Below are 26,511 nucleotides of genomic sequence, written 5' to 3'. Positions count from 1 at the left end.
AAATTGTCGCCTGGAGGGAGTAAAATCTTTTACTTCAATATGCTGCCTGTCAGCATTAGTTCACAAACAGTGCTTCGCTATCGACGATGATTCCATCTTCCGCACCTTTAAGCGCCAGGTTTGCCTCGTAGTATTGCTTTTTATCAAGCAGTTTCTGCGCATCAGCAAGTGCATTACGAGTCTGTTTAAGCGGCATCAGATATTGGTTTTCCATTACGCCAACACCGGCCAGGCGAAGCTCTTCCATTGCGCCCTTTTTATCCCCTTTCGCCATTTTTTCATTCGCAATTTTTATCGCTGCTTCTTTTTCTGGTGTCGCTACATAACTCTCAGAAATTCCGACAGATGCATTAATGACAATATATTGGTCATCATTGATATTGGTCTTTTTACCTGGCTTAGCGAACTTTGCCCATTCAGTACTGTCATCTGACAGCAAAGCGGAAGCTTCATTGGTCAGTTCTTTTGCCTTTTCCGGATCGCCATGAAACAGAGCCAGGCGCGCTACCTGTACGTCACGCATCGCATATAAACCCTGTTCAGAGATACGCTCTGCTGCTACCGTTTTCTGGGTTTGCTGAACTTGCTGAGTTTGCTGTTGTGCTGCTACCGGTGCATTATCAGCAGCCCATACAGTTGAAGATGCCAGAACTGCTGTGACCATCGTAGCCATAATTAAACGTTTCATACTTACCTCATTCTTTAACAGTTTTAGAAAACGCCGCCATCATATTGGGTGAGCATGAAATGAGAAATCAGAGAGCAACGGTCATTTTGAAAGGGTTATCTTACAGTTGTAGTTATTATCGCAAGAAGTATTTTAGTCTTACAATTGTAGGAATATGCTTCCTGTCGCAGAGAACTATTCTTATATACCACAAAGAGATGTCATTTATTATATCGATGTAAATACTGATTAATTAAATGTAAATACAGCCATAACATCGTAGGTTCTCAGTGAGCCATTCTCAGGATAACTTTCTATGAAAGTAAACTTAATGCTTTTTAGCTTATTTTTATTGGTCTCTATTATGGCATGCAATATTTTTGCATTTTCCATTTCTGGTGGTGGAAGTGAGACGAGCTATAAAGAGACAGAAAAAACGTCAGTGATGACGACAACTCATTCTACAAAACTTCAACCATCACAGGCGATTTTGTTTAAGATGAGAGAAGATGCGCCACCATTAAATCTCACAGAAGACATCACGCCCCCTTTTCCGACAAAGGCGAATTATCTTATTCATCCAGTGCGATAGCGTCTGTCACATGGCAGGTGAACAATCATATCTGTTGATGATGTGAGCACCTGCCCAAATGATCCATCCTGAACTACTACCGCCTGCCATACCCCACCATAAAGCGAATCATCAAGCCACAAGCCGGGGCAAGAAACATAAATATCCCCGTCACTAGTTCATTACCGCCAGTTAACCACATGGTGAAGTAGTAAATGAGTGCAGCGAGGATCACCATGCCGAAGAAAGAAGAGACCGCCGAGACCACGTTCAGTACCTGACCGATGTATCCGCTTACGCAGACAATACACAGGGCGAGAAACATCCATAAATAAATCATAGCTCAACCTCCTGCCGCGCTAAAAAACCTGTAACTTCAGTCACTTTAATAGTAAGACAATCCTTAACCTCTGGCAATTTTTGCTAAGTATTAATGAAAACAGCACGTTAAATGCAAGACTGTAATGTGCGAAAAAAATATTTACTTTGCACGATAAATAATCAGTAGCTGAAAGCAGTCAGCCGGTGATAAAGTAAAAGCACCGCATTCATGCTCCTCGTGGTTATGTCCTGACTAGTCTTTACACTCTTTACAGGAACCATTGTCGTACATGATGGCCCAATCAATTGAGTGTACCGCTGTCGACATGGAATCTTCTGCGATACAACAATTCGTATCTACAGAAGGTAACTATGTTTCCAAAATGCAAATTTTCCCGCGAGTTTCTACATCCTCGCTACTGGCTCACATGGTTTGGGCTTGGTGTACTCTGGCTTTGGGTACAGCTTCCTTACCCTGTTCTCTGTTTTCTCGGCACGCGTATCGGCACGATGGCGCGACCATTCCTGAAACGTCGTGAATCTATCGCCCGTAAGAACCTGGAACTTTGTTTCCCACAGCATTCTGCTGAAGAGCGCGAGAAGATGATTGCCGAAAACTTTCGTTCTCTCGGCATGGCGCTGGTAGAAACCGGCATGGCATGGTTCTGGCCCGACAGTCGCGTACGTAAATGGTTTGATGTTGAAGGGCTGGATAACCTCAAACGCGCACAACTGCAAAATCGTGGCGTGATGGTTGTCGGCGTCCATTTTATGTCGCTGGAATTGGGCGGCCGCGTGATGGGACTTTGTCAGCCAATGATGGCCACCTATCGTCCGCATAATAATCAGCTGATGGAATGGGTGCAGACCCGTGGTCGCATGCGCTCTAACAAAGCGATGATCGGCAGAAATAATCTGCGCGGTATTGTCGGTGCGCTGAAGAAAGGTGAAGCCGTATGGTTTGCTCCCGATCAGGATTATGGTCGTAAAGGTAGCTCCTTCGCACCGTTCTTTGCGGTAGAAAATGTTGCCACAACCAATGGCACCTATGTCCTCTCTCGTCTCTCTGGCGCAGCCATGTTGACCGTAACGATGGTCAGAAAAACGGATTACAGCGGATATCGGTTGTTCATCACCCCTGAAATGGAAGGCTACCCGGCAGATGAAAATCAAGCCGCTGCCTATATGAACAAGATTATCGAGAAAGAGATTATGCGCGCACCTGAGCAATACCTCTGGATCCACCGTCGCTTTAAAACGCGCCCGGTGGGAGAATCGTCGTTATACATTTGACAAATTGCTTCTACTCTTTCCCTACTCAAATCAGCCATATTAACCTCATGGTTTTTATGGCTTTTTTCTTAAGGTTTTTTCCTTCGCTGAATCTCTAATTATTACCGTCAGAAATTAAACTGTCGCCGATATGAGACACTTGTAAGTTACTAAAAGTAAATAAGAAAATGCCTCTTGTCTCGTTTCAGTTTTAGGCGTACATTAGCGCCGTCTCGAGCAGTTTAGCTCAGAATTCTGAGGTGATGCCCACGGTAAAATGCAGGACTTTTAAGGTCGTTTTGCCCGGTGTCAACTCACTGTATCAGGTGTAATGAAGTCATTCAGGCGTAACAGTAATTACGCGGAGAGATGTAAAGTGAAATATTTCTTTATGGGCATTTCTTTTATGGTCATCGTTTGGGCCGGTACTTTTGCCCTGATGATCTAAAAGCAAACTGTGCAATGAAAAACAGGAGCCATCTGGCTCCTGTTTGCATTTCTGGCGATGGTGTTTATTCCGCGTTTTCGTGAATATGTTTGCTGCTGGCGGGTAGTAAACCGTCGGCACGGAACATCGCTTTAATTCCACGAATCGCCTGGCGTATACGGTCGCGGTTTTCAATCAGCGCAAAGCGGACATGGGTGTCGCCGTAGTCACCAAAGCCAATTCCCGGTGAGACACAGACCTTCGCTTCATTAAGCAGCTTCTTGGCAAATTCCAGCGAGCCCATGGCAGCATACGGTTCAGGGATTTTCGCCCAGACGTACATCGAAGCCTTCGGCATTTCGACCATCCAGCCTGCTTCATGCAGCCCTTTAACCAGTACATCGCGGCGGCGTTTGTACTGTTCGGCAATATCGCGCACGCACTGTTGATCGCCCTCCAGTGCCGCAATCGCCGCCACCTGCAACGGCGTAAAAGTACCGTAATCGTGATAGCTTTTAATACGTGCCAGCGCACTGACCAGCGTTTTGTTGCCAACCATAAAGCCGATACGCCAGCCCGCCATGTTGTAGCTTTTCGACAGCGTAAAGAACTCGACCGCCACATCGCGTGCACCTGGCACCTGCATGATTGACGGCGCTTTCCAGCCATCGTAGACGATATCGGCATAGGCCAGGTCATGGACCACCAGCACATCGTAGCGTTTCGCCAGCGCCACAACCTTCTCAAAGAATTCCAGTTCCACGCATTGCGCGGTTGGGTTCGACGGGAAGCCGAGGATCATCATCTTCGGTTTCGGATAACTTTCGCGAATAGCGCGTTCCAGTTCGTTGAAGAAATCAACACCGTCCACCAGCGGCACTGAGCGTACCTGCGCCCCGGCAATCACCGCGCCGTAAATATGAATCGGGTAGCTTGGATTAGGCACCAGTACAGTGTCACCGTGATCCAGCGTCGCCAGCATCAGATGCGCCAGCCCCTCTTTCGAGCCAATGGTGACGATAGCCTCTGATTCCGGGTCGATCTCGACGTCGTAACGATCCTGATACCAGCGGGAAATGGCGCGACGTAACCGCGGAATACCACGCGAGGTGGAGTAACCATGCGTGTCCGGGCGCTGGGCCACCGTACATAATTTTTCGACGATATGCGGCGGAGTCGCACCGTCAGGGTTACCCATACTGAAATCGATAATATCTTCGCCGCGCCGACGCGCAGCCATTTTCAGTTCAGCGGTAATGTTAAAAACGTAGGGCGGGAGACGATCAATACGCGTAAAGCGACGTTCAGGGCGAGTGTCAGCCATAATTTCCTCAGATTAACGTGAGCGCCCGGACCGTCCGAGCGACGCTGCCACGATGGTGGCTTTTTTGAAAATAGCCTGATTAATTTCTGTCTGTCCAGCGTTTTAGAACATTTTTGTTAATAGCCTTAAATGAGGAACTCCGCTTTAAAAACAGGAAATTTATCTACGCTAACAAGAAAATTACCACTCAATTTATTAACATTATAATTTCAATAAATTTACCAAACAGATGTGCATTTTCAAGAGATGCATTGCTAATACACCATTTAACTTTCAATCCCCTTTTAAAATTGTGGTATTTCCTCAAAAACGGCCTGCTGGTCATCAGCCTTCAGGTTACCTATCATAGAGGTTTAATCCTTATTCAGAGTCACCCGTGCACGAAATATTCAACATGCTGCTGGCGGTCTTCGATCGGGCAGCGTTAATGCTTATCTGCCTGTTCTTTCTTATCCGTATCCGCCTGTTTCGCGAACTGTTGCACAAGTCGGCACACTCACCGAAAGAGCTGCTCGCCGTTACCGCCATTTTCTCGCTGTTTGCCCTGTTCAGCACCTGGTCCGGCGTTCCCGTAGAAGGCTCACTGGTGAACGTACGTATTATCGCGGTGATGTCAGGCGGAATTCTATTTGGCCCGTGGGTAGGCATCATTACCGGTGTGATTGCGGGTATTCACCGTTATTTAATTGACATCGGCGGCGTGACGGCAATTCCGTGCTTTATCACCAGTATTCTCGCGGGTTGCATATCAGGCTGGATCAACCTGAAAATCCCCAAAGCACAGCGCTGGCGCGTCGGTATTCTCGGTGGCATGTTATGTGAAACGTTGACGATGATTCTGGTGATTGTCTGGGCGCCCACCACTGCACTGGGGATTGATATCGTCTCCAAAATCGGGATTCCGATGATCCTCGGCAGCGTTTGTATCGGCTTTATTGTGTTGCTGGTACAAAGCGTTGAGGGCGAAAAAGAGGCCAGCGCCGCGCGGCAGGCCAAGTTGGCGCTGGATATCGCCAACAAAACGCTGCCGCTGTTTCGCCATGTCAATAGCGAGTCATTACGCAAAGTTTGTGAAATTATCCGCGATGATATTCACGCCGATGCGGTAGCGATTACCAACACCGATCATGTGCTGGCCTATGTTGGCGTAGGTGAACACAACTATCAGAATGGCGATGACTTCATTAGCCCAACAACGCGTCAGGCAATGAATTACGGAAAAATCATTATTAAAAATAATGATGAAGCCCACCGCACGCCAGAGATTCATTCGATGCTGGTGATCCCATTGTGGGAGAAAGGCGTTGTGACCGGAACACTGAAAATTTACTACTGCCACGCGCATCAGATCACCTCGTCATTACAGGAAATGGCTGTCGGTCTGTCTCAAATCATCTCCACCCAACTGGAGGTTTCACGCGCCGAGCAGCTACGTGAAATGGCAAATAAGGCAGAGCTTCGCGCTCTGCAAAGCAAAATTAATCCCCATTTCCTGTTTAATGCTCTGAATGCTATCTCATCGTCGATCCGTCTGAATCCGGATACCGCTCGCCAGTTAATCTTTAATCTGTCGCGTTATCTACGCTATAACATTGAATTAAAAGACGATGAGCAAATCGATATCAAAAAAGAGCTGTATCAAATTAAAGACTATATTGCCATTGAGCAGGCCCGCTTTGGCGACAAGCTGACGGTTATCTATGATATTGATGAAGAGGTGAATTGCTGCATTCCCAGCCTGCTGATCCAGCCGTTGGTGGAGAATGCCATTGTCCACGGTATTCAGCCTTGCAAAGGTAAAGGCGTTGTCACCATCAGCGTTGCAGAGTGCGGTAATCGGGTACGCATTGCGGTGCGAGATACCGGGCACGGCATCGATCCAAAAGTCATTGAGCGGGTCGAAGCGAACGAAATGCCGGGCAATAAAATTGGCCTGCTGAATGTCCATCATCGCGTGAAGTTATTGTATGGCGAGGGGCTGCATATCCGCCGCCTGGAACCAGGAACGGAAATTGCGTTTTACATTCCTAACCAACGCACCCCTGTCGCCTCACAGGCTACGTTATTGCTTTGAGCCGGAGTGATATTGTGAAAGTCATCATTGTTGAAGACGAATTCCTGGCACAACAGGAACTGAGCTGGCTAATTAAAGAGCACAGCCAGATGGAGATTGTCGGCACCTTTGACGACGGTCTGGACGTGTTGAAGTTTTTGCAGCATAACCGCGTCGACGCCATTTTTCTGGATATCAATATTCCGTCGCTGGACGGTGTGTTGCTGGCGCAAAACATCAGCCAGTTCGCCCATAAACCGTTTATTGTGTTCATCACTGCGTGGAAAGAACATGCGGTGGAAGCATTTGAACTGGAAGCGTTTGACTACATTCTCAAACCGTATCAGGAATCACGCATTACCGGGATGCTGCAAAAACTGGAAGCAGCCTGGCAACAACAGCAGACCAGCAGTACGCCTGCCGCGACGGTAACGCGTGAGAATGACACCATTAATCTGGTGAAAGATGAGCGAATCATCGTCACGCCAATTAACGATATCTATTACGCCGAAGCGCACGAGAAAATGACCTTTGTCTATACGCGGCGTGAATCCTACGTAATGCCGATGAACATTACCGAGTTTTGCAGCAAGCTGCCGCCGTCACATTTTTTCCGCTGCCATCGCTCATTTTGTGTCAATCTGAACAAAATCCGCGAAATCGAACCGTGGTTTAATAACACCTACATTCTGCGACTGAAAGATCTGGATTTTGAAGTACCGGTCAGCCGTAGCAAAGTAAAAGAATTCAGGCAGTTAATGCATCTGTAATCGGGATTTTCATGAAAGCAACAGGCTTGCCCGCCGATCAACAATTTTTCGCCGATCTGTTCAGCGGCCTGGTGCTTAACCCGCAACTACTGGGGCGCGTCTGGTTTGCCAGCCAGCCGGCCTCGTTGCCGGTGGGCAGTTTATGTATTGATTTTCCCCGTCTGGATATCGTGCTGCGCGGCGAATACGGCAATCTGCTGGAAGCAAAGCAGCAACATATAGTGGAAGGAGAAATGCTGTTTATTCCTGCGCGCGCGGCTAATTTACCGGTCAACAACAAACCGGTAATGCTGTTAAGTCTGGTGTTCGCGCCGACCTGGCTTGGTTTATCGTATTACGATAGCCGCACCACGTCGTTGTTGCATCCGGTTCGCCAGATCCAACTTCCCAGCCTGCAACGCGGCGAAGGTGAAGCAATGCTTACTGCCCTCACCCATCTTAGCCGTTCGCCGCTGGAGCAGAATATCATTCAGCCGCTGGTGTTAAGTTTGCTGCATCTTTGCCGCAACGTGGTGAATATGCCGCCGGGTAATTCGCAGCCGCGCGGCGATTTTCTCTATCACAGCATTTGTAACTGGGTTCAGGATAATTATGCCCAGCCGCTCACCCGTGAGAACGTGGCGCAGTTTTTTAATATCACGCCCAATCATCTGTCAAAACTGTTTGCGCAGCATGGAACAATGCGTTTTATCGAATATGTGCGTTGGGTGCGAATGGCGAAGGCGAGGATGATTTTGCAGAAATATCATCTGTCGATTCATGAAGTGGCGCAGCGTTGCGGCTTTCCGGACAGCGACTATTTTTGTCGCGTCTTCCGGCGTCAGTTTGGCCTGACACCGGGAGAGTACAGCGCCCGTTTTCAGGGCTAATTTAAAAGGCTAATTCTGTTTCCAGCAGCGTCAGGATGCTTTGTGCATCTTGCGCGGCAAACAACGACTGGCGGAAGTTTTTATTCACCAGTTTACGCGCCAGCTGCGAGAAGACTTTCACATGATTCATCCCTTCGTTAGCGCCCAGCGTCAGCATAATCACCAGTTCGACTTCGCCCATTTCTGACTGCCAGTCAACCGGTTTCACCAACCGGGCAATGCTGATACTGGAATGACGGATCCACTGAGATTTGGTGTGCGGGATCGCCACGCCAAAACCAACGCCAGTAGTGACAATCTCTTCCCGCTGCCAGACATCCTCTTCCAGCTCAAACGGATGTTCAGTACGCCCGTTAACGCCAAGGTTGCCGCACAGGAACTGGATCGCCTGCTCTTTATTGCTAAACGCCTGATCAACGAAGATATTCTCCAGCGCCAGCAGCGGGCGAACGTCTTCTTCCGGCGTAAAGGCGGTGAGTAACGCTTCAATTTCCTGCGCACTGCGGCATTCACATGCCTGACGAGCCAATTCCCGACACGCCTCGCTATCCAGTTGACGAAGCTGGCTTTTCACCGCCGGAATACGCGGGCTACTCATACTCAGCTCATCCAGGCCCAGTCCAAGCAGTAGCGGCAGATAACGACTTTCACCGCCCAGTTCACCGCAAATACCTACCCATTTGCCGCGCTGATGCGCAGTGGTAACAATCTGCTGCAACATGCGCAGGAACGATGGCGTAATCGGGTTATACAGCGGCGATACGCGCGGGTTATTACGATCGACCGCATACAGATACTGGGTCATATCGTTAGAACCGATACTGAAGAAATCGACCTCATCGCAGAAGTGGTCGATGATGTAGCACACCGACGGCACTTCCACCATGATACCCAGCGTAATCGTCTCTGCATGACGCAGGCCATCGCGTTTAAGCTCAACGATCGCTTTTTGGATCTCACCCTTCACCCATAAGATCTGATCGAGGCTGTGAACCATCGGGATCATCAGCTGGGCGTTGCCGAAACTGGCAGCGCGCAAAATAGCCCGCAGTTGAGTGCGGAACAGACCAGCAAATTCCGGGTAAATACGTACCGCGCGATAGCCGAGGAACGGGTTCTCTTCCTGGGGAATGTTGAGGTAAGGAATGCTTTTATCGCCGCCGATGTCCATCGTGCGGAAAATAATCGGCTTGTCGCCCGCCGCCAGTAGCACCTGTTGGTATGCTTCAAACTGTTCCTGTTCGTCCGGCGCACTGTCGCGCTCCATATAGAGCATTTCGGTACGAAACAGCCCGACACCTTCCGCGCCGTTGGCAAACGCGCCAGGCGCTTCCAGAGCGGTGCCAATATTCGCCGCGATATCAATGCGCTTGTTATCACGGGAATAGGCCAGCTGCGCGGCGGCCTGCGCCTGTTGTTTCTGGCGTTTATCCGCCAGCGTCTGCGCAACCTGATAATAACCACTCACCGCGTCATCAGGATTAATAGCCAGCACGCCGCACTGGGCGTCAAGCACCGCCGGTTGCCCGGCATAGCGAGCAATGGCATCCAGCGGCAGGCCGCTCAGTACGGGGATCGCCGAGGCGCGGGCCAGAATCAGAGTATGCGAGGTGCGCCCGGTTTTCTCCAGAATCATGCCCGCAAGATTTTTTAAATTGAGGCTCAAAAACTGGCTAGGGGTTAAATCTTCTGCCACCAGAATGGTCGGTTTTTCGAGCACCAGATTATTACGCGGCTTCAGTTCCGGCCAGGTGATATGCAGCAATTGTTCGCTGATATCACGAATGTCGCTGACCCGCTCGCGCAGATAATCGCTGGCAGAGGCAGAAAGTTTGTCGCAAACCTGCTCCATATTGCTGATGATCGCAGCCCCCAGCCCCTGATGCTGTTCTGCCATCAGGCGACGGATATTCCCTGCAAATTCATCATCCTGAATCAGCGATAAATGGGCGCTGAGGATAGTTTTGCTTTCGCCGTCACGCTCGCGCAACTGCTGGTTCAGTTGCTCGGCAAGCGTTGCCAGGCTGTGTTCCAGCCAGGTGGAGTCTTGCGCACTAGCCGGGATTGCCCGATAACTGTCGAGGCTGTTGCTCTGTAGCAGGGTCAACGTACCCACGCCGACGCCGCTTGCCAGCACATTGCCGTACAGTAAATCAGGGTTCAGGCGGCTTAATGAACGCGGCAGTGGATGTGCCGTCAGTTCTGCCTGCGTCGGCTGGACGCTGTCGCTGTCGATAAAGCGCACCTGGATGTACTCTTCCAGCACGCGCCGCGCCTGCTCTTCATCGCTGCCGCTAATGTTCAGGCTGCAACTGTCATTAAATAAGGTGCCGGTGCCAATCAGCGCCAGCGAACTTTTGGCATCGGCCTTTACGTTCTGGCGATGGTTAATGAAGATGATTTCGCTTTGCCACTGGCTGCACTGCTCTTTAAGTTCCCACGCCGGACGAGCATGCAGGCCGTTTGGCAAAGGACAGAGAAATTGAATCGTTAACATAACCGCTCCGGGTTAATCAGGAGATCATCTGAAATCCGTCAGTTGAACAACCGTCTCACGGGTAAGACGTTGAATAAGGGCAGATAAAAGCTGCTGCATCTGCAAAATGTCGCGGCAGTCGGCAATCGATGCGGCGCAATGTCCGTGGCGGGTTGCTGGCCCCATCACCACTGTGGGTACGCCAGTGCCGGTTAAATGCACCGCCCCGCCGTCCGTTCCGCCGTTGCTGAACATATCGGCCTGCAACGGCACGCCAATTTCTGCCGCGACGGTTTCGATCCACGCGGTAAGTTTTGGCGGCGCAATCAGCGACTTGTCGCTTAACACCAGCATCGGGCCGTTACCAATCTGGCGATGGTTAGCCGCGCCATAATCAAAGTTTTTCGCCCAGCAGGCGGTATCAAGCACAATGGCGATGTCCGGCGACACCGCGCGGGTGGCGGTTTGCCCGCCGCGTAATCCCACCTCTTCGCTGGAACTTGCCACCAGCCACACTTCCGCAGGCAGCTCGGCGTTGTGCAGCTCACGTAGTAACGTCACCAGCAGGTAGCAACCGAGGCGGTCATCAAAGGCTTTACCCATCACTCGCTGGTGAGGGAGAACCTGAAAAGTGGTATCAAACGTGACACGATCGCCCGGACGAATACCTGCCTGCATCACTTCGTCATACGAGCGCGCACCAATGTCCACGCGCATGGCGCTGACGTCATTCCCCTGCCGTTCGCCATCGAGCAAACCGGGAATTTTGCACTCTTCACGAGTAGTGATCCGTACTGGCTGAAGCTGGCGGGCAGCCATGCGCACATTGCCAACTGGCAGGACATCAATCGCCCCTTCGCGGGAGATGCTACGCACCATAAATCCCACTTCGTCCATATGCGCACAGATCATCACCTTCGGACCTGTCGATTCATTGAGGCGGATCAGCACCGATCCCAGGCCATCAAATCGCACTTCTTTTTGCAGTCGATCCGCTTCATCCAGCAGGATCTGCCGCACTTCCTGTTCCGAGGAGGCGATCGCATCTGCCTCGCTCAACGCTTTTAATAGCGATAAATCCATTATGCCTCTCCCGTGAGCAACACTGTTTTTGGCATGGCGTAGAGCACTTCCGCGCCTTGCGGGGTAACCAGCACGACATCTTCGATGCGCACGCCACCTCGCCCTGGCAAATAAATCCCCGGCTCCACGGTCAGTAACATCCCTGGCTGTAGCGTCGTGGTGTCCTGCGGTGAAAAACGCGGCTCTTCATGGACTTCAATGCCGATGGCATGACCAGTGTTGTGACCAAAATAGTCACCATAACCGGCTTCTGTAATGATCCGGCGCGCGGCGTCGTCAACCTGTTGGCAGCGCACGCCGGGGCGAATCGCGGAGATTGCCGCGAGCTGTGCCTGCAGGACAATGTTATACACATCAAACAGCGGGTGAGATTCGGCGCTCACCCCTTCGCCATTCACCAGCAAGGTACGCGTCATATCAGAGCAGTAGCCCTGATACAGCGCACCAAAATCAAGAGTGACAAACTCGCCCGCTGCAACAATCTTGTCGCTGGCTTTGCCGTGCGGCAGCGCCCCACGCCAGCCACTGGCGACAATGGTATCGAAAGAGGCTTTTTCTGCGCCCTGCTGGCGCATAAACCACTCCAGTTCAGCGGCTATCTCGCATTCGCTCATCCCCGCCTGAATAAAGCGGCGAATATGCTCTGCACCGCGATCGGCAATCCCACAGGCGAGGCGGATTTTCTCCACCTCCTCTGGCGTTTTGATTTGCCGCAGCACATCCGGCGTGGCGCTTACCAGTTTCGCATTGAGTTCAGACTGCCAGCGGTGCGCGGTTTCCCAATTTACCTGCTGGCCTTCAAAACCGAGCGTTTGCAACTGCTCATCGGCAATGATTTGCCTGACGATAGTGGTAAGCGTGTGCGTCGCATCAAGCAAATGCAGCTGGTAGCCCTGGGTGCGGGCTTCTACATCCGCGTAATAGCGCGAATCCACCAGAATGTGCGCACTTTCACGACTAATCAGCACATAACCTGATCCGGTGGAGATCCCCAGATGCGGCTGTTTGTTCTGCCGTGAGGAGAGAAGCACTGCATCCAGTTGTTGCGCCTTAAGCCAGTCGCGCAGCGAAGCGAGTAATGTCATCTGGATTGTCCTTCTTACAGGCTATCGATTAACAATTTGCCTTTACGGAACATCATCAGACGCAGGAACACCACCATCAGCGCAGTAATGATTGCTCCCAGCGCGATCCCCGCCATATAGACACCGAGGTTAGTGACCAGCGGCCATGCCCAGATAGCAGATTCCGGGAACCATTGAACTGCACCCAGCCAGACAGCGGCGGTTGAGCCGACAATCGCGCCAACCATATAGGACGGAATAGCGGTGATGGGGCTTTCCAGCGCAAACGGAATCGCACCCTCACTGATCCCCATAAAGGCAAGGAACATGGCGGTTTTACCCTGCGGATAAAGCTGAGCGTTGAACAGGCGTTTGCCGGTTAAACGACGGTCAATAATGGTCGCCAGACCCAGACCAATCGGTGGAATAACGATAGCGATAGAACGTGCGGTGACCGGTAATACGTGGTCAGTGGTAAAGCTGAAGGCAACGAAACCTGCGGCTTTGTTGATCGGGCCACCAAGGTCGATTGCTGTCGCTGCTGCGATACCCATCGCATACATTAGCGCGCCCTTCTCACCTGCGGCAGTCAGCACGGCACGAATACCGCCGTTGATCCAGCCACCAAATGGGGTGATGACGTAGTACATCGCCAGCATGACAAAAATGGCGGAAAGAATCGGTAGCAAAAATGTGGTTTTGAACGCTAACAGGAAATCCGGTAACTGGATTTTCTGGTTCATCCACTTCACAAGGTAACCCGCAACGATAGAAATAATCAGGGCACCAATGAAGGTGGACGGCACCGGCGAAGAGGTCGCCCATTGCATCGTGCTGGGATCGAAGTTCAGCAGTTGCGTAGGCTGGGTAGACATCAAGCCGCCGATAAAACCAGCCGGGAACGCCAGTTTGCCACCGATAGAGTTCGCCACAAAAGCGGCAAACATCGGTATGGCAAAGCCAAACAGCACGCCACCAAAGGACTGTGACAGCCAGGCAAACTTCAGTAAGGAGAGGTCGAAACCGGAGAATTTCCCGCTATTAAGCGCATCCATGATGCCGATATCCGCAGGAATTTTAAGCCAGCTATAAGCAATCAACTGGCTGAAAGCGAGGATCACACCGCCCATAATTAAGGTCGGCACCATGCGTGAAATCCCTGACATCACATGCTGCGGGAGCTCACCCCAGAAGCTGGTTTTAGAGGCCTGCGGATTCTTAATTGCCGCTGCCGCACCGGATGCGCCAGGCACAACGGTTGCACTGCGTTTTTTAATGGCCATAACAATTATCCCTGTCGAATATTACTGTTGTTCAGCGGCAATCATCTCTTCGATTTCTTTGATGATGCCCGCAGCGTTTTTAATTGCGTCCTGCAAAGTGATTTCATAAACGTCGCGTGATTCGAAACGTTCGTTATCTTCCGGGGTAACCGCCACGGAGTGGATGATGATGGTCGCTTCGGCGATATCCTGCGCGGTCAGGCGATTCTGGATGCCATCCGCACCCTGAGTTTCAATTTTCACTTCATAGCCTGCTTCTACCGCCGCTTCTTCCAGCGCTTGGGCAGCCATAAAGGTGTGAGCCAGGCCCATTGGGCAGGCACATAAGGCAATCAGTTTCTTACTCATCGTTAATTCCTCGTTCAGTGATAGTTGACGAGTGAAATTATGAACGTGCAAAACAAATCGCCGTTACCAGACAAATAATGCATTTACTGGAGAATTAATCCCGCTGTACGGAAGTGTGACGCAGGTCGGCCTTGTGAGGGGACACAAAGAAAAATTGAATTAACTGTTTGATTTAAAAGATTATCGGGAGAGTTATCTCCCGATATAACAGGAAGGATTTACAGAATGTGACCTAAGGTCTGGCGTAAATGTGCACCGGAACCAAGAAGGCCCGGATTGTCATGGACGATGAGATACACCGGAATATCATGGACATATTCTTTAAAGCGCCCTTTATCTTCAAATGCGGCACGGAAACCAGAGGCTTTGAAGAACTCAAGGAAGCGCGGCACGATACCACCGGCAATAAACACGCCGCCAAATGTCCCGAGATTGAGCGCCAGATTGCCGCCAAAACGGCCCATAATGACGCAAAACAGCGACAACGCGCGGCGACAATCGGTGCAGCTGTCAGCCAGCGCGCGTTCAGTAATATCTTTTGGCTTGAGATTTTCTGGCAGGCGGTTGTCGGCTTTCACAATCGCGCGATACAAATTCACCAGCCCAGGACCAGAAAGCACGCGCTCTGCCGAAACATGACCAATTTCTGCACGCAGTATTTCGAGGATAATGGCCTCTTCTTCACTATTCGGCGCAAAATCAACGTGACCGCCTTCGCCTGGCAAGCTTACCCAGCGTTTATCAACATGAACCAGATGCGCAACCCCAAGCCCCGTTCCGGCACCGTAAACCGCAATAGGCTTACCTTCGACCGGTTCTGCGCCACCAAACTGAATCAGATGCTCTTTTTTCAGCATCGGGATCGCCATCGATACAGCGGTAAAATCGTTAATAATTTCCAGATGGCTAAAACCGAGATTCTTTTTCATTTCGGCAATTGAGAACGCCCAGGTATGGTTGGTCATTGCCACCCAGTCACCGGTAATTGGGCACGCGATGGCGATACAGCCGTCTTGCACCTCGACATTATGTTCTTCAAGATAAACGCGAATAACCGCTTCGAGGCTGGGGTAATCAAGCCCTGAATAGGTCTTAGCCTGCGAGATTTCACCACTGGCAATATCACACAGAGCAAGACGTGCGTTGGTGCCGCCCACATCACCGACTAATGCATACTTTGTCATTCTTCAACTGCTCCGCTAAAGTCAAAATAATTCTTTCTCACACTGTAAATACCTGGGGGCATAACAACAACGCCGGAAAGGCAGGCTCCCTGTAAATATCGATCTGGGTCACACAATTACTTTATCGTTTCAGCACCAATTGCAGCGATGCCTTTTTGCAAGCTGGGCAAACTAAGTATCTGACCCCGCATAAGGAATAGAACATGCTCCATCCGCGAGCCAGAACCATGTTGTTATTATCGCTCCCCGCCGTGGCAATTGGGATTGCGTCCAGTCTTATTCTGATTGTGGTGATGAAAATCGCCTCGGTATTACAGAATTTGCTCTGGCAACGACTGCCGGGAACTCTGGGAATAGCCCAGGATTCACCTTTCTGGATCATCGCCATATTAACGCTAACGGGTATTGCGGTGGGGTTGGTTATCCGTTTCAGCCAGGGGCATGCCGGGCCAGACCCCGCTTGTGAACCGCTGATCGGCGCACCCGTTCCGCCCTCTGCGCTACCAGGACTTATCGTAGCATTAATTCTCGGTCTTGCTGGCGGCGTCAGTCTCGGGCCGGAACATCCAATCATGACCGTCAATATCGCCCTTGCGGTTGCGATAGGCGCTCGTCTGTTACCGCGCGTCAACCGGATGGAATGGACTATTTTAGCCTCTGCCGGAACTATCGGCGCGCTGTTTGGCACACCTGTTGCGGCGGCGTTGATATTTTCGCAAACCTTAAATGGCAGTAATGAGGTTCCGCTATGGGACCGTCTCTTTGCGCCGTTAATGGCCGCAGCAGCTGGTGCACTTACCACCGGATTATTTTTCCATCCTCATTTTTCACTGCCCATTGCGCATTATGGGCAGATGGAGATGACCGATATTCTCAGCGGTGCAATTGTGGCGGCGATTGCCATCGCGGCAGGGATGGTTGCCGTATGGTGTCTGCCACGGTTACACGCGATGATGCATCAGATTAAAAATCCGGTGCTAATGCTGGGAGTTGGCGGATTTATTCTCGGTATTCTGGGGGTTATTGCTGGACCGGTTTCGCTATTTAAAGGGCTGGATGAGATGCAGCAGATGGTGGCAAATCAGGCTTTCAGCACCAGCGATTACTTTTTGCTGGCAGTGATTAAACTTGCCGCTCTCGTGGTTGCTGCCGCCAGCGGCTTTCGCGGTGGGCGAATATTTCCGGCAGTGTTTGTCGGCGTGGCATTAGGATTGATGCTGCATGAGCACGTTCCCGCTGTCCCGGCGGCAATAACCGTTTCCTGCGCTATTCTCGGCATCGTGCTGGTGGTAACACGCGATGGCTGGTTAAGTCTATTTATGGCTGCGGTTGTTGTCCCTAACACCACATTGCTACCGCTGCTCTGTATCGTCATGCTTCCTGCATGGCTGTTATTAGCCGGTAAGCCGATGATGATGGTGAATCGTCCGAAGCAACAGCCACCCCACGATAACATTTAGCAAAAAATGCTCTCCTTTATGATTTAAGAGTTATGGCGATGATACGGGGCTTTACCTCCCCGTAATATTGCGTTAACAGGCCGCTGACGGCTTCGATCGTGAAGGAGAATAACAATGTTCAGGTCACTGTTTCTGGCGGCCGCCCTGATGGCATTTACCCCACTTGCGGCAAACGCAGGTGAAATCACCCTACTGCCATCAATCAAATTACAAATTGGCGATCGCGATCATTACGGTAATTACTGGGACGGTGGTCACTGGCGCGACCGTGACTACTGGCATCGCAATTATGAATGGCGTAAAAACCGCTGGTGGCGTCATGATAATGGCTACCACCGTGGCTGGGATAAGCGTAAAGCCTATGAGCGTGGCTATCGTGAAGGCTGGCGCGATCGCGATGATCATCGCGGAAAGGGCCGCGGACATGGGCATCGCCATTAAACACATTCGCCACTGGAGCACAATGCCTGATGCGACGCTAGCGCGTCTTATCAGGCCTACAAACCGGCTCTTTAACGCGTAGGGCGGATAAGGCGTTTTACGCCGCATCCGCCAGTGATGCCTGGTACGACGCCAGTTGAACTATAGCCCCAGCGCCGTACCCACTAACAACCAGATATTCAGCGCCACTACCAGCACCACAATCACCCAGCCTATCTGTTTTACGCGTTTGCTGTTCACCAGATCGCCCATCAACTTACTGTCGCTGGTAAAAATCAGTAGTGGAACCAGCGCCAGAGCGATACCAAAACTTAACAGCACCTGACTCATAACCAGAATCCGTGTCGGATCTAATCCCATCAGAATGACAATAAATGACGGCAACATGGTAACGGTGCGACGCACCCACAGCGGGATATGAAAACGAATGAAGCCCTGCATCACTACCTGCCCCGCCAGTGTCCCCACAACCGTTGAGGACAGTCCCGCAGCAACCAGGCTTAAACCAAAGACCGTTGCCGCAGCATGGCTTAACAACGGTTGCAGCGTCAGATAAGCCTCATCAAGATCGGCAACGCCAGTATGACCGGAAAAGTGGAACGCCGCCGCAGCCGTCGCCATCATCGCCAGATTGACAAAACCGGCAATAGTCATAGCGATAGCCACATCCCATTTGGTGGCAGAATAACGCTGTTGACGCGAACCACCATGTAAATGCTGAGTCAGCGAAGAGTGTAAATAAATCACGTGCGGCATAATCGTCGCCCCCAACACACCTGCCGCCAGGAAGACTGCCTCCGAGGTGGGTAAACTCGGGATTACCATTCCTTTACCCAGTTGCGCCAGGTTAGGCTGGGAGAAAATCAACTCGACAATGTAAGCCGCAGCAACAAACAGCAGTAACCCGCCAATCACTTTCTCCAGCGGTTTTTGCCCTCGACGTTGCAGCATTAAAATCAGGAAAGTCGCGATCCCCGTCAGCACAGCGCCCTGCAACAGCGAAACACCCAGAATGAGTTTAAAACCGATCGCCGCACCAATAAATTCTGCCAGGTCGGTTGCCATCGCAATAATTTCTGCCTGAACCCAATAGAACCACACTACGGGACGCGGATAGTGATCGCGAATCTGCTCCGCCAGGTTTTTACCGGTGGCAATCCCCAGTTTGGCAGACAGTATCTGAATCAGCATCGCCATCAGGTTGGCCCAAACGACAACCCACAGTAGCTGATAGCCGAAGCTGGCCCCGGCCTGAATATTGGTCGCAAAGTTACCAGGATCGATATAACCAATCGCCGCAATGAAAGCAGGTCCCATTAATGCGAGCCTCATCTTGCGCGCCGCCCGTCCGCTGCTACTCTCAACGCGATAGTTAGTCATCTTGTGCCTCTAAAACATAGCCTTTGCTATGTTTCATGCTATGTCAAACGAGAATGATTATCAAATTCATTTAAGTGGATTGTGATGATTTCTTTGATAGACCAGAATTATGACGACGAAAAGATTGATGACTTGAATGTTGTGATTATGTTTAATGTTAGCACATTTACATAACTTTCAGCTTCCATACACAACATAGCAGAAATGTATTACAGCTCACTATTTTTGAAGCTTGTCACAGGACGTCATTATAGTGTGTGTCAGATCTCGTTTTCCTTAACCATGTTACATAGAATGTGCACGGAAATTTAACCTGCCTCATATTTGGAGCAAATATGGACCGCGTCCTTCATTTTGTACTGGCACTTGCCGTTGTTGCGATTCTCGCACTGCTGGTAAGCAGCGACCGCAAAAAAATTCGTATCCGTTATGTTATTCAACTGCTTGTTATCGAAGTGTTACTGGCGTGGTTCTTCCTGAACTCCGACGTTGGTTTGGGCTTCGTGAAAGGCTTCTCCGAAATGTTTGAGAAACTGCTCGGATTTGCCAACGAAGGGACTAACTTCGTCTTTGGTAGCATGAATGATCAAGGCCTGGCATTCTTCTTCCTGAAAGTGCTGTGCCCAATCGTCTTTATCTCTGCGCTGATCGGTATTCTCCAGCACATTCGCGTGTTGCCGGTGATTATCCGCGCAATTGGTTTCCTGCTCTCCAAAGTCAACGGTATGGGCAAACTGGAATCCTTCAACGCCGTCAGCTCTCTGATTCTGGGTCAGTCTGAAAACTTTATTGCCTATAAAGATATCCTCGGCAAAATCTCCCGCAATCGTATGTACACCATGGCAGCTACGGCGATGTCCACCGTGTCGATGTCCATCGTTGGTGCATACATGACGATGCTGGAGCCGAAATACGTCGTTGCGGCGCTGGTACTGAACATGTTCAGCACCTTTATCGTGCTGTCGCTGATCAACCCTTACCGTGTTGATGCCAGTGAAGAAAACATTCAGATGTCCAACCTGCACGAAGGTCAGAGCTTCTTCGAAATGCTGGGTGAATACATTCTGGCAGGTTTCAAAGTTGCCATTATCGTTGCCGCGATGCTGATCGGCTTTATCGCCCTGATCGCTGCGCTGAACGCACTGTTTGCCACTGTGACTGGCTGGTTTGGCTACAGCATCTCCTTCCAGGGCATCCTGGGCTACATCTTCTATCCGGTTGCGTGGGTGATGGGTGTTCCTTCCAGTGAAGCACTGCAGGTGGGCAGTATTATGGCGACCAAACTGGTTTCCAACGAGTTCGTTGCGATGATGGATCTGCAGAAAATCGCTTCCACGCTCTCTCCGCGTGCTGAAGGCATCATCTCCGTGTTCCTGGTTTCCTTCGCTAACTTCTCTTCTATCGGGATTATCGCCGGTGCGGTTAAAGGCCTGAATGAAGAGCAAGGTAACGTGGTTTCTCGCTTCGGTCTGAAACTGGTTTACGGCTCTACTCTGGTGAGTGTGCTGTCTGCGTCAATCGCAGCACTGGTGCTGTAAGTCCAATTCATTAATTAAAAAGCCGGGGATAATTCCCCGGCTTCAATTCCATGTAGGCCTGATAAGCGTAGCGCATCAGGCATTTTTCTGTTTGTCATCAGCCACAAAAGCCGGGGATAATTCCCTGCTTTTTTTACGCCTGTTAATCAGCTAATGGCTGAGGGCGACCAATCAAATACCCTTGCAGATATTGCACCCCGAGCTTATGCAATAGCGCCTGCTGCTGTGGCGTCTCGACAAACTCCGCGACCACACTCAATGACTTCGCTTTCGCCAGATCGGTAATTGATCTCACAATCATCGCATCCAGCGTGTTCGTGACGATATCTTTCACAAAGACGCCATCAATTTTGATGATATCAGCCTGCAAACGCTTTAGCCGTTCGTAGTTGGCATAGCCGGTGCCAAAATCATCAATCGCAATCCGGAAACCAAACTTATGCAGCTGCTCGATGTTGTACATACTGCTTTCTGCGTTAGAAAACGCCTGTTCCTCGGTGATCTCAAGAATGACCGCCTGCGGGGAGATGTGATAACGCTTAAACAGACGAATAATCCGCCCGGCAATATTTTTTTGCAGCAGCGTGAGCGGCATTAAATTGACTGAAAAGCGCGGACCTTTCTTGTCGCAAGGGTGTGTTGCCAGCCACTTCAACAGGGATTCCAGCACTTGCAAATCAAAACGCGCGCTAAGGTTAAACTGAGCAATAAGGGGCAGAAACTTATCCGGGGTCATAATGCCGCCGTCATATTTCAGTCGCGCGAGGATCTCATCATAACCTTCACCCTCTTTGTTGCGAATTGGCTGGGCGTAGAGCAGCAAATCCCCCTGATCTAACGCCGTGCGAATGGTATTCAGCAATAGCACCTGTTTAGTGGTCTGCCCGGAAACCATCTCCTCTCTGCTATCCAGCGCCAGCACATGATGATGTGCGCAGGATTGCTCCGCCAGCCAGCTTAACTGCCCCAACAAGGGTTGCAGGGTTTCCTGATTTCCATCAAAACGCCCCCAGGCAGCACCATAGCCCATATCCAGCCCGGTATTGTTCCAGTGAATTTGCCGACTATTCAGGATGTTAACCATATGCTGGAGTCGCCCTTCCGTTTCCGGCCCGCTCAGTACTAATAGCAGTTCACTCCCCGGCAATTGATACAACTTTTCGTTTTCCTGCATCAGCGGCATTAACGTACGGTAAATTGAGCGGATACAGTGAACGCGCATCATTAACCCGTAATGACGACTCATAAACTCAAGGTTATCAATACGCAGGCAGCAAAAACTCTTGCCAGCCTCTTGCTCTGGTGCTTGTTCCAACGCGCGAAAGTTGGGTAAGAGCGTTAACGGATCGGTCAGCGCCTGCAAATGCCAGCGTCGGTTAAGCCATTCACTACGATGATAAATGCGCACCATATAGAGCAGGCAAACACTAAAGGAAATCAGCACCGCGAGAATAAATGCCAGCGAATATTCGGTTTGTACCCCTTGCAAAAAGTTCTGGTTGTAATTCAGAAGGCAAAGCGTTGAAACAGCCCAGGTGAGATTTAAAAACGGATAGCGAAGCTTACCGACCCCGAGGGTAAAGATGATAAAGAAAACAGGTACCAGGTAACCGGCAATGAAGTCATTTTCATACGGTGTACACATCAGAAGTAGCAGCACGCTAAGAGCTGCCAGCCAGCTTAAGGTAAATACGCGTTTCTCTTTGCTCAACGACGGAGCGATATCCCTGCGCCACAGGATCTGCGCAAAGTGGGGACTTACAATCATGCGGGTGAGATAGTAAAACAGCATGTTGTAAATCAGCACTGCGGTGAAAAGGCTTAGCAAATCAACGACCGTGAAAATGGCATCCGCATCGCCGAAAAAGGTAGATATCTTTAGCGGAAAATCAAAGAAATTCCCCACAAGATACATGCTGCATTTGATGCCAATCGGTGCCACCAAACCAAGCCAGAAGAGACGTTGCCAGACGTATCGGCTGGTCAAACCATAACGCCAACGCGTTCCCAATTGCCAGCGTAATATTGCACAGGCACACAGGACTGCAAACGTCTGGCTGCCGAGCATGACGGAGTTCTGTAAAAAAGAGAGATGAAAATTCCACAGATTGGTGCAAAACATCCCGCCTAAAACAGGAACGACACCGCGCCAGCCAAAGATAAACAAGATTGCCAGCATTACGCACAGTGGCATCCACGCCAAAAAGATATAACTGGAATGGATAACGGCAAGTGGCGAAATAAAACGGGATAGCTGAATAAGTACCACGGTGAGCGTAAACGCTAGTGTGAATATCTTGATATTTTTTATCAGGTTATGCTCCACAAACATGAGTACACTACTCTCACTGATCGGGGTTTTCAGGCACACAAATAATAAGTTTATTCGCATCGCGAAGCAAACAGGGGCCAGCCTGTTGCTGTTTTTTCAGTCAGTGATGCATTCACCACACGGCACTGCCAGGATGTAGACTGTATTACAAAAGCGGCAAAAGGCAGAGACAAAAAACCCCCGCTTTACAGCGAGGGTTTGAAATTTGGTGGAGCTAAGCGGGATCGAACCGCTGACCTCTTGCATGCCATGCAAGCGCTCTCCCAGCTGAGCTATAGCCCCACGAGTCGTTTACGTACCAAATTTGCTGGGTGCAAAATTTGGTGGAGCTAAGCGGGATCGAACCGCTGACCTCTTGCATGCCATGCAAGCGCTCTCCCAGCTGAGCTATAGCCCCATCACGTAAAGCTTGTCGAGTTGACGGGCGGCATCATATGAATTCCGCCCGAATGTGTCAACGGCAAATTGCAGCGTGTAGTTTCAATCGCTGAAAAATCAGGCAAATGAACAATTTTGGAAAACCGCTCGCATTCAGTAGTTATTCATGTCACGGTTTCCTGTAAAGTGGTGTTATAAAATGAACCGCTAATAGACCTACATACATTCAGGGAATTGTTATGTTCAAGGAGAGGATGACGCCAGATGAACTTGCCAGACTGACCGGTTATAGCCGTCAGACCATTAATAAATGGGTACGCAAGGAAGGCTGGACGACGTCACCAAAACCAGGCGTCCAGGGTGGCAAAGCCAGACTGGTTCACGTCAATGAACAGGTTCGTGAATATATTCGCAATGCTGAACGTCCGGAAGGTCAGGGAGAAGCACCTGCCCTGTCTGGTGATACGCCGCTTGAAGTGTTACTGGTGACACTGGCGAAAGAGATGACGCCAGTTGAACAAAAACAGTTTACATCCTTGCTTCTGCGGGAAGGGATTATCGGGTTATTACAACGCTTAGGGATTCGCGATAGCAAATAATATGAAAAGATTACGCAATAAAATGACCACCGAAGAACTGGCGGAATGCCTCGGTGTGGCTAAACAAACTGTTAACCGTTGGATCAGAGAGAAAGGCTGGAAAACGGAAAAATTTCCCGGCGTGAAAGGCGGTCGCGCCAGACTTATTCTGGTCGATACGCAAGTTTGCGAGTTTATTCAGAACACGCCAGCCTTCCATAACACACCGATGCTTCTGGAAGCCGAAGAACCCCTTGCCGAATACGCACCGGGTATTCGCACTCCTGCTTATCGGCAAATCATCAGCGCAATAGACAACATGACTCACAGTGAGCAAGAAAAAGTTGCGCAATTTTTGTCACGTGAAGGAATTCGTCATTTCCTTGCTCGTCTCGACATAGATGAATCAGAATAAATAAAAAACGGCAGGGGTATCTCTCCTGCCGTTTATCTTTTATGCGCTAATTACTGCTGATTTTCGCGTTCCGCAATAAAAGCCAGCGCTTTGTTGATACGCTCGATACTGCGGGTCTTACCGATTGCGTGAACGGTAACATCCAGCGCCGGAGACTGCCCCGCACCGGTTACGGCGACACGCAGCGGCATACCAACTTTACCCATACCCACTTCCAGCTCATCCGCCGTCGCCTGAATAGCGTGATGAACGTTTTCAGCGGTCCAGTCAGTAATCGCGGCCAGTTTGTCACGAACCACTTCCAGCGGCTGACGCGCTACCGGACGCAGATGTTTTTTCGCGGCGTCGGCATCGAACTCAGCAAAATCTTCGTAGAAATAACGGCAGCTCTGAGCCATCTCTTTCAGCGTCTTGCAGCGTTCACCCAGCAGTTTTACCAGATCAGCCAGTTGCGGGCCGTTACGGGTATCGATATTTTCCTGCTCAATGTGCCATTGTAAGTGAGTAGCAACATACTCCGGCGGCAGCGCGTTAATGTAGTGATGGTTCAGCCACAGCAGCTTGTCGGTGTTGAACGCACTGGCAGATTTGCTGACGGCATTCAGAGTGAAGTATTTAATCATCTCTTCACGAGTGAAGATTTCCTGATCGCCGTGGGACCAGCCCAGACGCACCAGATAGTTCAGCAGTGCTTCAGGCAGATAACCTTCATCACGATACTGCATTACGCTGACCGCCCCGTGACGTTTGGACAGTTTTTTACCGTCATCGCCGTTGATCATAGAAACGTGCGCGTAAACCGGTACCGGCGCTTTCAGAGCCTTAAGAATGTTAATCTGGCGCGGTGTGTTGTTGATATGGTCTTCGCCACGGATAACGTGGGTGATTTCCATATCCCAGTCATCGACAACCACACAGAAGTTATAGGTTGGGGAACCATCGGTACGGCGGATAATCAGATCATCCAGCTCCTGGTTGCTGAACTCGATCGGACCACGGATCTGATCGTCAAAAACAACAGAACCTTCCTGCGGGTTAGCAAAACGTACGACACACGGCTCATCATCAGCGTGATGCTCATGACTGTGGCGGCAGCGACCGTCATAACGTGGTTTCTCACCTTTTGCCATTTGCTCTTCACGCAGCGCTTCCAGGCGCTCTTTAGAGCAATAGCATTTATAAGCTGTGCCCTCTTCCAGCATCTGATCGATCACCGCGTTGTAGCGATCAAAACGTTTGGTCTGGAAGTACGGACCTTCATCCCACTCCAGGCTCAGCCAGTTCATACCATCCATAATGGCTTCGATAGCTTCCGGCGTGGAACGCTCAAGATCGGTGTCTTCAATACGCAGCACGAACTCACCGCCGTGGTTACGTGCAAAAAGCCAGGAGTAAAGAGCAGTACGCGCGCCGCCAACGTGCAGATAGCCTGTTGGGCTTGGCGCGAAGCGAGTTTTGATTTTCATGAAATGGCCTTACGTTTAGAAAGATGCCGACAACCGGCAAATCCTGGAAAAATTGAGTGGGCGATATTCTATCACTCCCGCCTGATTCCTCAATGTAGTTCGGGTTGCTACATGATGCATTATTGTTTTCGTTGAGAAATTGCGCAACACGGTCTGTTTTGCGATCATCTTGCTTAAATTTACGACGAACGAACAATTTCTTTAGAAAATGCGTTGACTCATTTTGAACTCTCCCTATAATGCGACTCCACACAGCGGGGGTGATTAGCTCAGCTGGGAGAGCACCTCCCTTACAAGGAGGGGGTCGGCGGTTCGAACCCGTCATCACCCACCAACTACTTATGTAGTCTCCGCCGTGTAGCAAGAAATTGAGAAGTGGGTGATTAGCTCAGCTGGGAGAGCACCTCCCTTACAAGGAGGGGGTCGGCGGTTCGATCCCGTCATCACCCACCACTTTCTCGCCAGCTAGATTTCTTGTAAAAATGTGAAGTACCGAAGTGGGTGATTAGCTCAGCTGGGAGAGCACCTCCCTTACAAGGAGGGGGTCGGCGGTTCGATCCCGTCATCACCCACCACTTCGGGTCGTTAGCTCAGTTGGTAGAGCAGTTGACTTTTAATCAATTGGTCGCAGGTTCGAATCCTGCACGACCCACCAATGTAAAAAAGCGCCCTAAAGGCGCTTTTTTGCTATCTGCGATACTCAAAGATTCGAACCTGCAGCAGGTTCGAGTTGAGCGCAGCGAAACAACGGAGCCGCTCGCGGCGACGGCCCGAAGGGCGAGCGAAGCGAGTCATCCTGCACGACCCACCA

At 50.5% G+C, this 26,511-nt stretch carries 24 protein-coding genes, 6 tRNA genes and 1 other RNA gene; 16 read left to right on the top strand and 15 right to left on the bottom strand.

Annotated elements, in window-relative coordinates:
• Positions 1-55: 55 nt before the first annotated feature.
• On the bottom strand, positions 56-688 hold the full coding sequence (locus FQ015_RS05885; protein WP_000825617.1) for a YfdX family protein: 633 nt from the start codon (positions 686-688) through the stop codon (positions 56-58).
• A 295-nt stretch (positions 689-983) separates the two neighbouring features.
• On the opposite strand from FQ015_RS05885, the gene ypdI reads away from it, so the two are divergent.
• Positions 984-1,259 (top strand): colanic acid biosynthesis lipoprotein YpdI, encoded by a 276-nt coding sequence (ypdI, locus tag FQ015_RS05880; RefSeq protein ID WP_160523827.1) that lies wholly within the window; start codon positions 984-986, stop codon positions 1,257-1,259.
• A gap of 76 nt (positions 1,260-1,335) precedes the next feature.
• Here the strand turns inward: ypdI and FQ015_RS05875 are convergent, their stop codons facing one another.
• The gene (locus FQ015_RS05875) at positions 1,336-1,578 is read right to left on the bottom strand and encodes a YfdY family protein (protein ID WP_000639883.1); all 243 of its coding nucleotides are present in this window, start codon (positions 1,576-1,578) and stop codon (positions 1,336-1,338) included.
• 353 nt (positions 1,579-1,931) lie between these two features.
• Between FQ015_RS05875 and lpxP the strand changes: the two genes are divergently transcribed.
• Together lpxP and ypdK are read left to right on the top strand one after the other, a co-directional pair.
• Complete coding sequence (lpxP, locus tag FQ015_RS05870; RefSeq protein ID WP_000484014.1) at positions 1,932-2,852, top strand: kdo(2)-lipid IV(A) palmitoleoyltransferase; 921 nt, start codon at positions 1,932-1,934, stop codon at positions 2,850-2,852.
• A gap of 355 nt (positions 2,853-3,207) precedes the next feature.
• Positions 3,208-3,279 (top strand): membrane protein YpdK, encoded by a 72-nt coding sequence (ypdK, locus tag FQ015_RS24120; RefSeq protein ID WP_010723117.1) that lies wholly within the window; start codon positions 3,208-3,210, stop codon positions 3,277-3,279.
• A 64-nt stretch (positions 3,280-3,343) separates the two neighbouring features.
• On the opposite strand, the gene alaC is transcribed toward ypdK, so the two are convergent.
• Positions 3,344-4,582: an alanine transaminase gene (alaC, locus tag FQ015_RS05860; protein WP_000785914.1), complete on the bottom strand. Its 1,239-nt coding sequence runs from the start codon at positions 4,580-4,582 to the stop codon at positions 3,344-3,346.
• Positions 4,583-4,958: 376 nt separating this feature from the next.
• On the opposite strand from alaC, the gene ypdA reads away from it, so the two are divergent.
• From ypdA to FQ015_RS05845, 3 genes are read left to right on the top strand one after another with little or no spacing between them, the layout of a single operon-like run.
• Positions 4,959-6,656, top strand: a complete 1,698-nt coding sequence (gene ypdA, locus FQ015_RS05855) for a two-component system sensor histidine kinase YpdA (protein WP_000544359.1) — start codon at positions 4,959-4,961, stop codon at positions 6,654-6,656.
• Positions 6,657-6,670: 14 nt separating this feature from the next.
• Positions 6,671-7,405: a two-component system response regulator YpdB gene (ypdB, locus tag FQ015_RS05850; protein WP_001295458.1), complete on the top strand. Its 735-nt coding sequence runs from the start codon at positions 6,671-6,673 to the stop codon at positions 7,403-7,405.
• A gap of 11 nt (positions 7,406-7,416) precedes the next feature.
• Complete coding sequence (locus tag FQ015_RS05845) at positions 7,417-8,274, top strand: AraC family transcriptional regulator (protein WP_000648314.1); 858 nt, start codon at positions 7,417-7,419, stop codon at positions 8,272-8,274.
• 1 nt (position 8,275) lies between these two features.
• Here the strand turns inward: FQ015_RS05845 and ptsP are convergent, their stop codons facing one another.
• The 6 genes from ptsP to glk all read right to left on the bottom strand — a co-directional run bounded on the left by ptsP (position 8,276) and on the right by glk (position 15,712).
• Positions 8,276-10,771, bottom strand: coding sequence for a phosphoenolpyruvate--protein phosphotransferase (gene ptsP, locus FQ015_RS05840; protein ID WP_160523826.1), 2,496 nt, complete (start codon positions 10,769-10,771; stop codon positions 8,276-8,278).
• A gap of 24 nt (positions 10,772-10,795) precedes the next feature.
• The gene (gene ypdE, locus FQ015_RS05835) at positions 10,796-11,833 is read right to left on the bottom strand and encodes an aminopeptidase (protein WP_000365995.1); all 1,038 of its coding nucleotides are present in this window, start codon (positions 11,831-11,833) and stop codon (positions 10,796-10,798) included.
• The gene (ypdF, locus tag FQ015_RS05830) at positions 11,833-12,918 is read right to left on the bottom strand and encodes an aminopeptidase (protein ID WP_160523825.1); all 1,086 of its coding nucleotides are present in this window, start codon (positions 12,916-12,918) and stop codon (positions 11,833-11,835) included. The genes ypdE and ypdF overlap by 1 nt, the downstream gene beginning before the upstream one ends.
• A gap of 14 nt (positions 12,919-12,932) precedes the next feature.
• The gene (locus tag FQ015_RS05825; protein ID WP_000985313.1) at positions 12,933-14,180 is read right to left on the bottom strand and encodes a PTS fructose transporter subunit IIC; all 1,248 of its coding nucleotides are present in this window, start codon (positions 14,178-14,180) and stop codon (positions 12,933-12,935) included.
• A gap of 21 nt (positions 14,181-14,201) precedes the next feature.
• The gene (locus FQ015_RS05820) at positions 14,202-14,528 is read right to left on the bottom strand and encodes a PTS fructose transporter subunit IIB (protein WP_000038455.1); all 327 of its coding nucleotides are present in this window, start codon (positions 14,526-14,528) and stop codon (positions 14,202-14,204) included.
• A 218-nt stretch (positions 14,529-14,746) separates the two neighbouring features.
• A complete protein-coding gene (gene glk, locus FQ015_RS05815) occupies positions 14,747-15,712 on the bottom strand; it encodes a glucokinase (protein ID WP_115739242.1) in 966 nt (321 codons plus the stop codon).
• A 203-nt stretch (positions 15,713-15,915) separates the two neighbouring features.
• Here glk and FQ015_RS05810 point away from each other — a divergent pair, with 203 nt between their 5' ends.
• Positions 15,916-17,172: an ion channel protein gene (locus FQ015_RS05810; RefSeq protein WP_160523824.1), complete on the top strand. Its 1,257-nt coding sequence runs from the start codon at positions 15,916-15,918 to the stop codon at positions 17,170-17,172.
• A 114-nt stretch (positions 17,173-17,286) separates the two neighbouring features.
• Positions 17,287-17,613, top strand: a complete 327-nt coding sequence (gene ypeC, locus FQ015_RS05805) for a DUF2502 domain-containing protein YpeC (protein WP_000490072.1) — start codon at positions 17,287-17,289, stop codon at positions 17,611-17,613.
• A gap of 141 nt (positions 17,614-17,754) precedes the next feature.
• Here ypeC and FQ015_RS05800 read toward each other — a convergent pair whose 3' ends face one another.
• Positions 17,755-18,993, bottom strand: a complete 1,239-nt coding sequence (locus FQ015_RS05800; protein ID WP_047645924.1) for an Nramp family divalent metal transporter — start codon at positions 18,991-18,993, stop codon at positions 17,755-17,757.
• Positions 18,986-19,030 carry a hypothetical protein gene (locus FQ015_RS24695; RefSeq protein ID WP_418517219.1) on the bottom strand — a complete coding sequence of 15 codons (45 nt, stop codon included), beginning with the start codon at positions 19,028-19,030 and terminating at the stop codon, positions 18,986-18,988. Before FQ015_RS24695 ends, FQ015_RS05800 begins: the two co-directional genes overlap by 8 nt.
• A gap of 298 nt (positions 19,031-19,328) precedes the next feature.
• Between FQ015_RS24695 and nupC the strand changes: the two genes are divergently transcribed.
• Positions 19,329-20,531, top strand: coding sequence for a nucleoside permease NupC (gene nupC, locus FQ015_RS05795; RefSeq protein WP_001317971.1), 1,203 nt, complete (start codon positions 19,329-19,331; stop codon positions 20,529-20,531).
• Positions 20,532-20,673: 142 nt separating this feature from the next.
• Here nupC and FQ015_RS05790 read toward each other — a convergent pair whose 3' ends face one another.
• The 3 genes from FQ015_RS05790 to FQ015_RS05780 form a co-directional block, all read right to left on the bottom strand.
• Entirely contained in the window at positions 20,674-22,863 is a 2,190-nt protein-coding gene (locus FQ015_RS05790) for a bifunctional diguanylate cyclase/phosphodiesterase (protein ID WP_001353055.1), read from the bottom strand.
• A 206-nt stretch (positions 22,864-23,069) separates the two neighbouring features.
• Positions 23,070-23,145, bottom strand: a tRNA-Ala gene (locus FQ015_RS05785).
• A 39-nt stretch (positions 23,146-23,184) separates the two neighbouring features.
• Positions 23,185-23,260: transfer RNA gene (locus tag FQ015_RS05780), tRNA-Ala, on the bottom strand.
• 220 nt (positions 23,261-23,480) lie between these two features.
• Here FQ015_RS05780 and FQ015_RS05775 point away from each other — a divergent pair.
• Both FQ015_RS05775 and FQ015_RS05770 read left to right on the top strand, forming a co-directional pair.
• Positions 23,481-23,840 carry a YfeC-like transcriptional regulator gene (locus FQ015_RS05775; protein WP_000472023.1) on the top strand — a complete coding sequence of 120 codons (360 nt, stop codon included), beginning with the start codon at positions 23,481-23,483 and terminating at the stop codon, positions 23,838-23,840.
• Between the two features lies 1 nt (position 23,841).
• Positions 23,842-24,234, top strand: a complete 393-nt coding sequence (locus tag FQ015_RS05770; protein ID WP_000826498.1) for a MerR family transcriptional regulator — start codon at positions 23,842-23,844, stop codon at positions 24,232-24,234.
• A gap of 50 nt (positions 24,235-24,284) precedes the next feature.
• Here FQ015_RS05770 and gltX read toward each other — a convergent pair whose 3' ends face one another.
• Positions 24,285-25,700 carry a glutamate--tRNA ligase gene (gene gltX, locus FQ015_RS05765; RefSeq protein WP_160523823.1) on the bottom strand — a complete coding sequence of 472 codons (1,416 nt, stop codon included), beginning with the start codon at positions 25,698-25,700 and terminating at the stop codon, positions 24,285-24,287.
• Positions 25,701-25,958: 258 nt separating this feature from the next.
• Between gltX and FQ015_RS05760 the strand changes: the two genes are divergently transcribed.
• The 5 genes from FQ015_RS05760 to FQ015_RS05740 all read left to right on the top strand — a co-directional run bounded on the left by FQ015_RS05760 (position 25,959) and on the right by FQ015_RS05740 (position 26,511).
• Positions 25,959-26,034: transfer RNA gene (locus FQ015_RS05760), tRNA-Val, on the top strand.
• Positions 26,035-26,077: 43 nt separating this feature from the next.
• Positions 26,078-26,153 (top strand) — tRNA-Val (locus tag FQ015_RS05755).
• A 46-nt stretch (positions 26,154-26,199) separates the two neighbouring features.
• Positions 26,200-26,275, top strand: a tRNA-Val gene (locus FQ015_RS05750).
• 4 nt (positions 26,276-26,279) lie between these two features.
• Positions 26,280-26,355, top strand: a tRNA-Lys gene (locus tag FQ015_RS05745).
• Between the two features lie 30 nt (positions 26,356-26,385).
• Positions 26,386-26,511: non-coding RNA, RtT sRNA (locus FQ015_RS05740), on the top strand.

The organism is Escherichia sp. HH26CH (assembly GCF_009820205.1).
GTDB classification, from domain to species: Bacteria; Pseudomonadota; Gammaproteobacteria; order Enterobacterales; family Enterobacteriaceae; genus Escherichia; species Escherichia coli_F.
The sequence above is the reverse complement of the archived record's forward strand: the minus strand, read 5'-3'. Positions and strand labels throughout refer to the sequence as shown.

What these genes read in the sequence shown, in the direction of transcription:
- FQ015_RS05820 (WP_000038455.1), bottom strand. Translation starts at nt 14,528, where the DNA reads ATGAGTAAGAAACTGATTGCCTTATGTGCCTGCCCAATGGGCCTGGCT.
- ptsP (WP_160523826.1), bottom strand. Translation starts at nt 10,771, where the DNA reads ATGTTAACGATTCAATTTCTCTGTCCTTTGCCAAACGGCCTGCATGCT.
- FQ015_RS05875 (WP_000639883.1), bottom strand. Translation starts at nt 1,578, where the DNA reads ATGATTTATTTATGGATGTTTCTCGCCCTGTGTATTGTCTGCGTAAGC.
- ypdI (WP_160523827.1), top strand. Translation starts at nt 984, where the DNA reads ATGAAAGTAAACTTAATGCTTTTTAGCTTATTTTTATTGGTCTCTATT.
- FQ015_RS05770 (WP_000826498.1), top strand. Translation starts at nt 23,842, where the DNA reads ATGAAAAGATTACGCAATAAAATGACCACCGAAGAACTGGCGGAATGC.
- alaC (WP_000785914.1), bottom strand. Translation starts at nt 4,582, where the DNA reads ATGGCTGACACTCGCCCTGAACGTCGCTTTACGCGTATTGATCGTCTC.
- ypeC (WP_000490072.1), top strand. Translation starts at nt 17,287, where the DNA reads ATGTTCAGGTCACTGTTTCTGGCGGCCGCCCTGATGGCATTTACCCCA.
- ypdF (WP_160523825.1), bottom strand. Translation starts at nt 12,918, where the DNA reads ATGACATTACTCGCTTCGCTGCGCGACTGGCTTAAGGCGCAACAACTG.
- nupC (WP_001317971.1), top strand. Translation starts at nt 19,329, where the DNA reads ATGGACCGCGTCCTTCATTTTGTACTGGCACTTGCCGTTGTTGCGATT.
- FQ015_RS05845 (WP_000648314.1), top strand. Translation starts at nt 7,417, where the DNA reads ATGAAAGCAACAGGCTTGCCCGCCGATCAACAATTTTTCGCCGATCTG.
- FQ015_RS05825 (WP_000985313.1), bottom strand. Translation starts at nt 14,180, where the DNA reads ATGGCCATTAAAAAACGCAGTGCAACCGTTGTGCCTGGCGCATCCGGT.
- FQ015_RS05790 (WP_001353055.1), bottom strand. Translation starts at nt 22,863, where the DNA reads ATGTTTGTGGAGCATAACCTGATAAAAAATATCAAGATATTCACACTA.
- FQ015_RS05775 (WP_000472023.1), top strand. Translation starts at nt 23,481, where the DNA reads ATGTTCAAGGAGAGGATGACGCCAGATGAACTTGCCAGACTGACCGGT.
- FQ015_RS05800 (WP_047645924.1), bottom strand. Translation starts at nt 18,993, where the DNA reads ATGACTAACTATCGCGTTGAGAGTAGCAGCGGACGGGCGGCGCGCAAG.
- ypdE (WP_000365995.1), bottom strand. Translation starts at nt 11,833, where the DNA reads ATGGATTTATCGCTATTAAAAGCGTTGAGCGAGGCAGATGCGATCGCC.
- gltX (WP_160523823.1), bottom strand. Translation starts at nt 25,700, where the DNA reads ATGAAAATCAAAACTCGCTTCGCGCCAAGCCCAACAGGCTATCTGCAC.
- FQ015_RS05885 (WP_000825617.1), bottom strand. Translation starts at nt 688, where the DNA reads ATGAAACGTTTAATTATGGCTACGATGGTCACAGCAGTTCTGGCATCT.
- glk (WP_115739242.1), bottom strand. Translation starts at nt 15,712, where the DNA reads ATGACAAAGTATGCATTAGTCGGTGATGTGGGCGGCACCAACGCACGT.
- FQ015_RS05810 (WP_160523824.1), top strand. Translation starts at nt 15,916, where the DNA reads ATGCTCCATCCGCGAGCCAGAACCATGTTGTTATTATCGCTCCCCGCC.
- lpxP (WP_000484014.1), top strand. Translation starts at nt 1,932, where the DNA reads ATGTTTCCAAAATGCAAATTTTCCCGCGAGTTTCTACATCCTCGCTAC.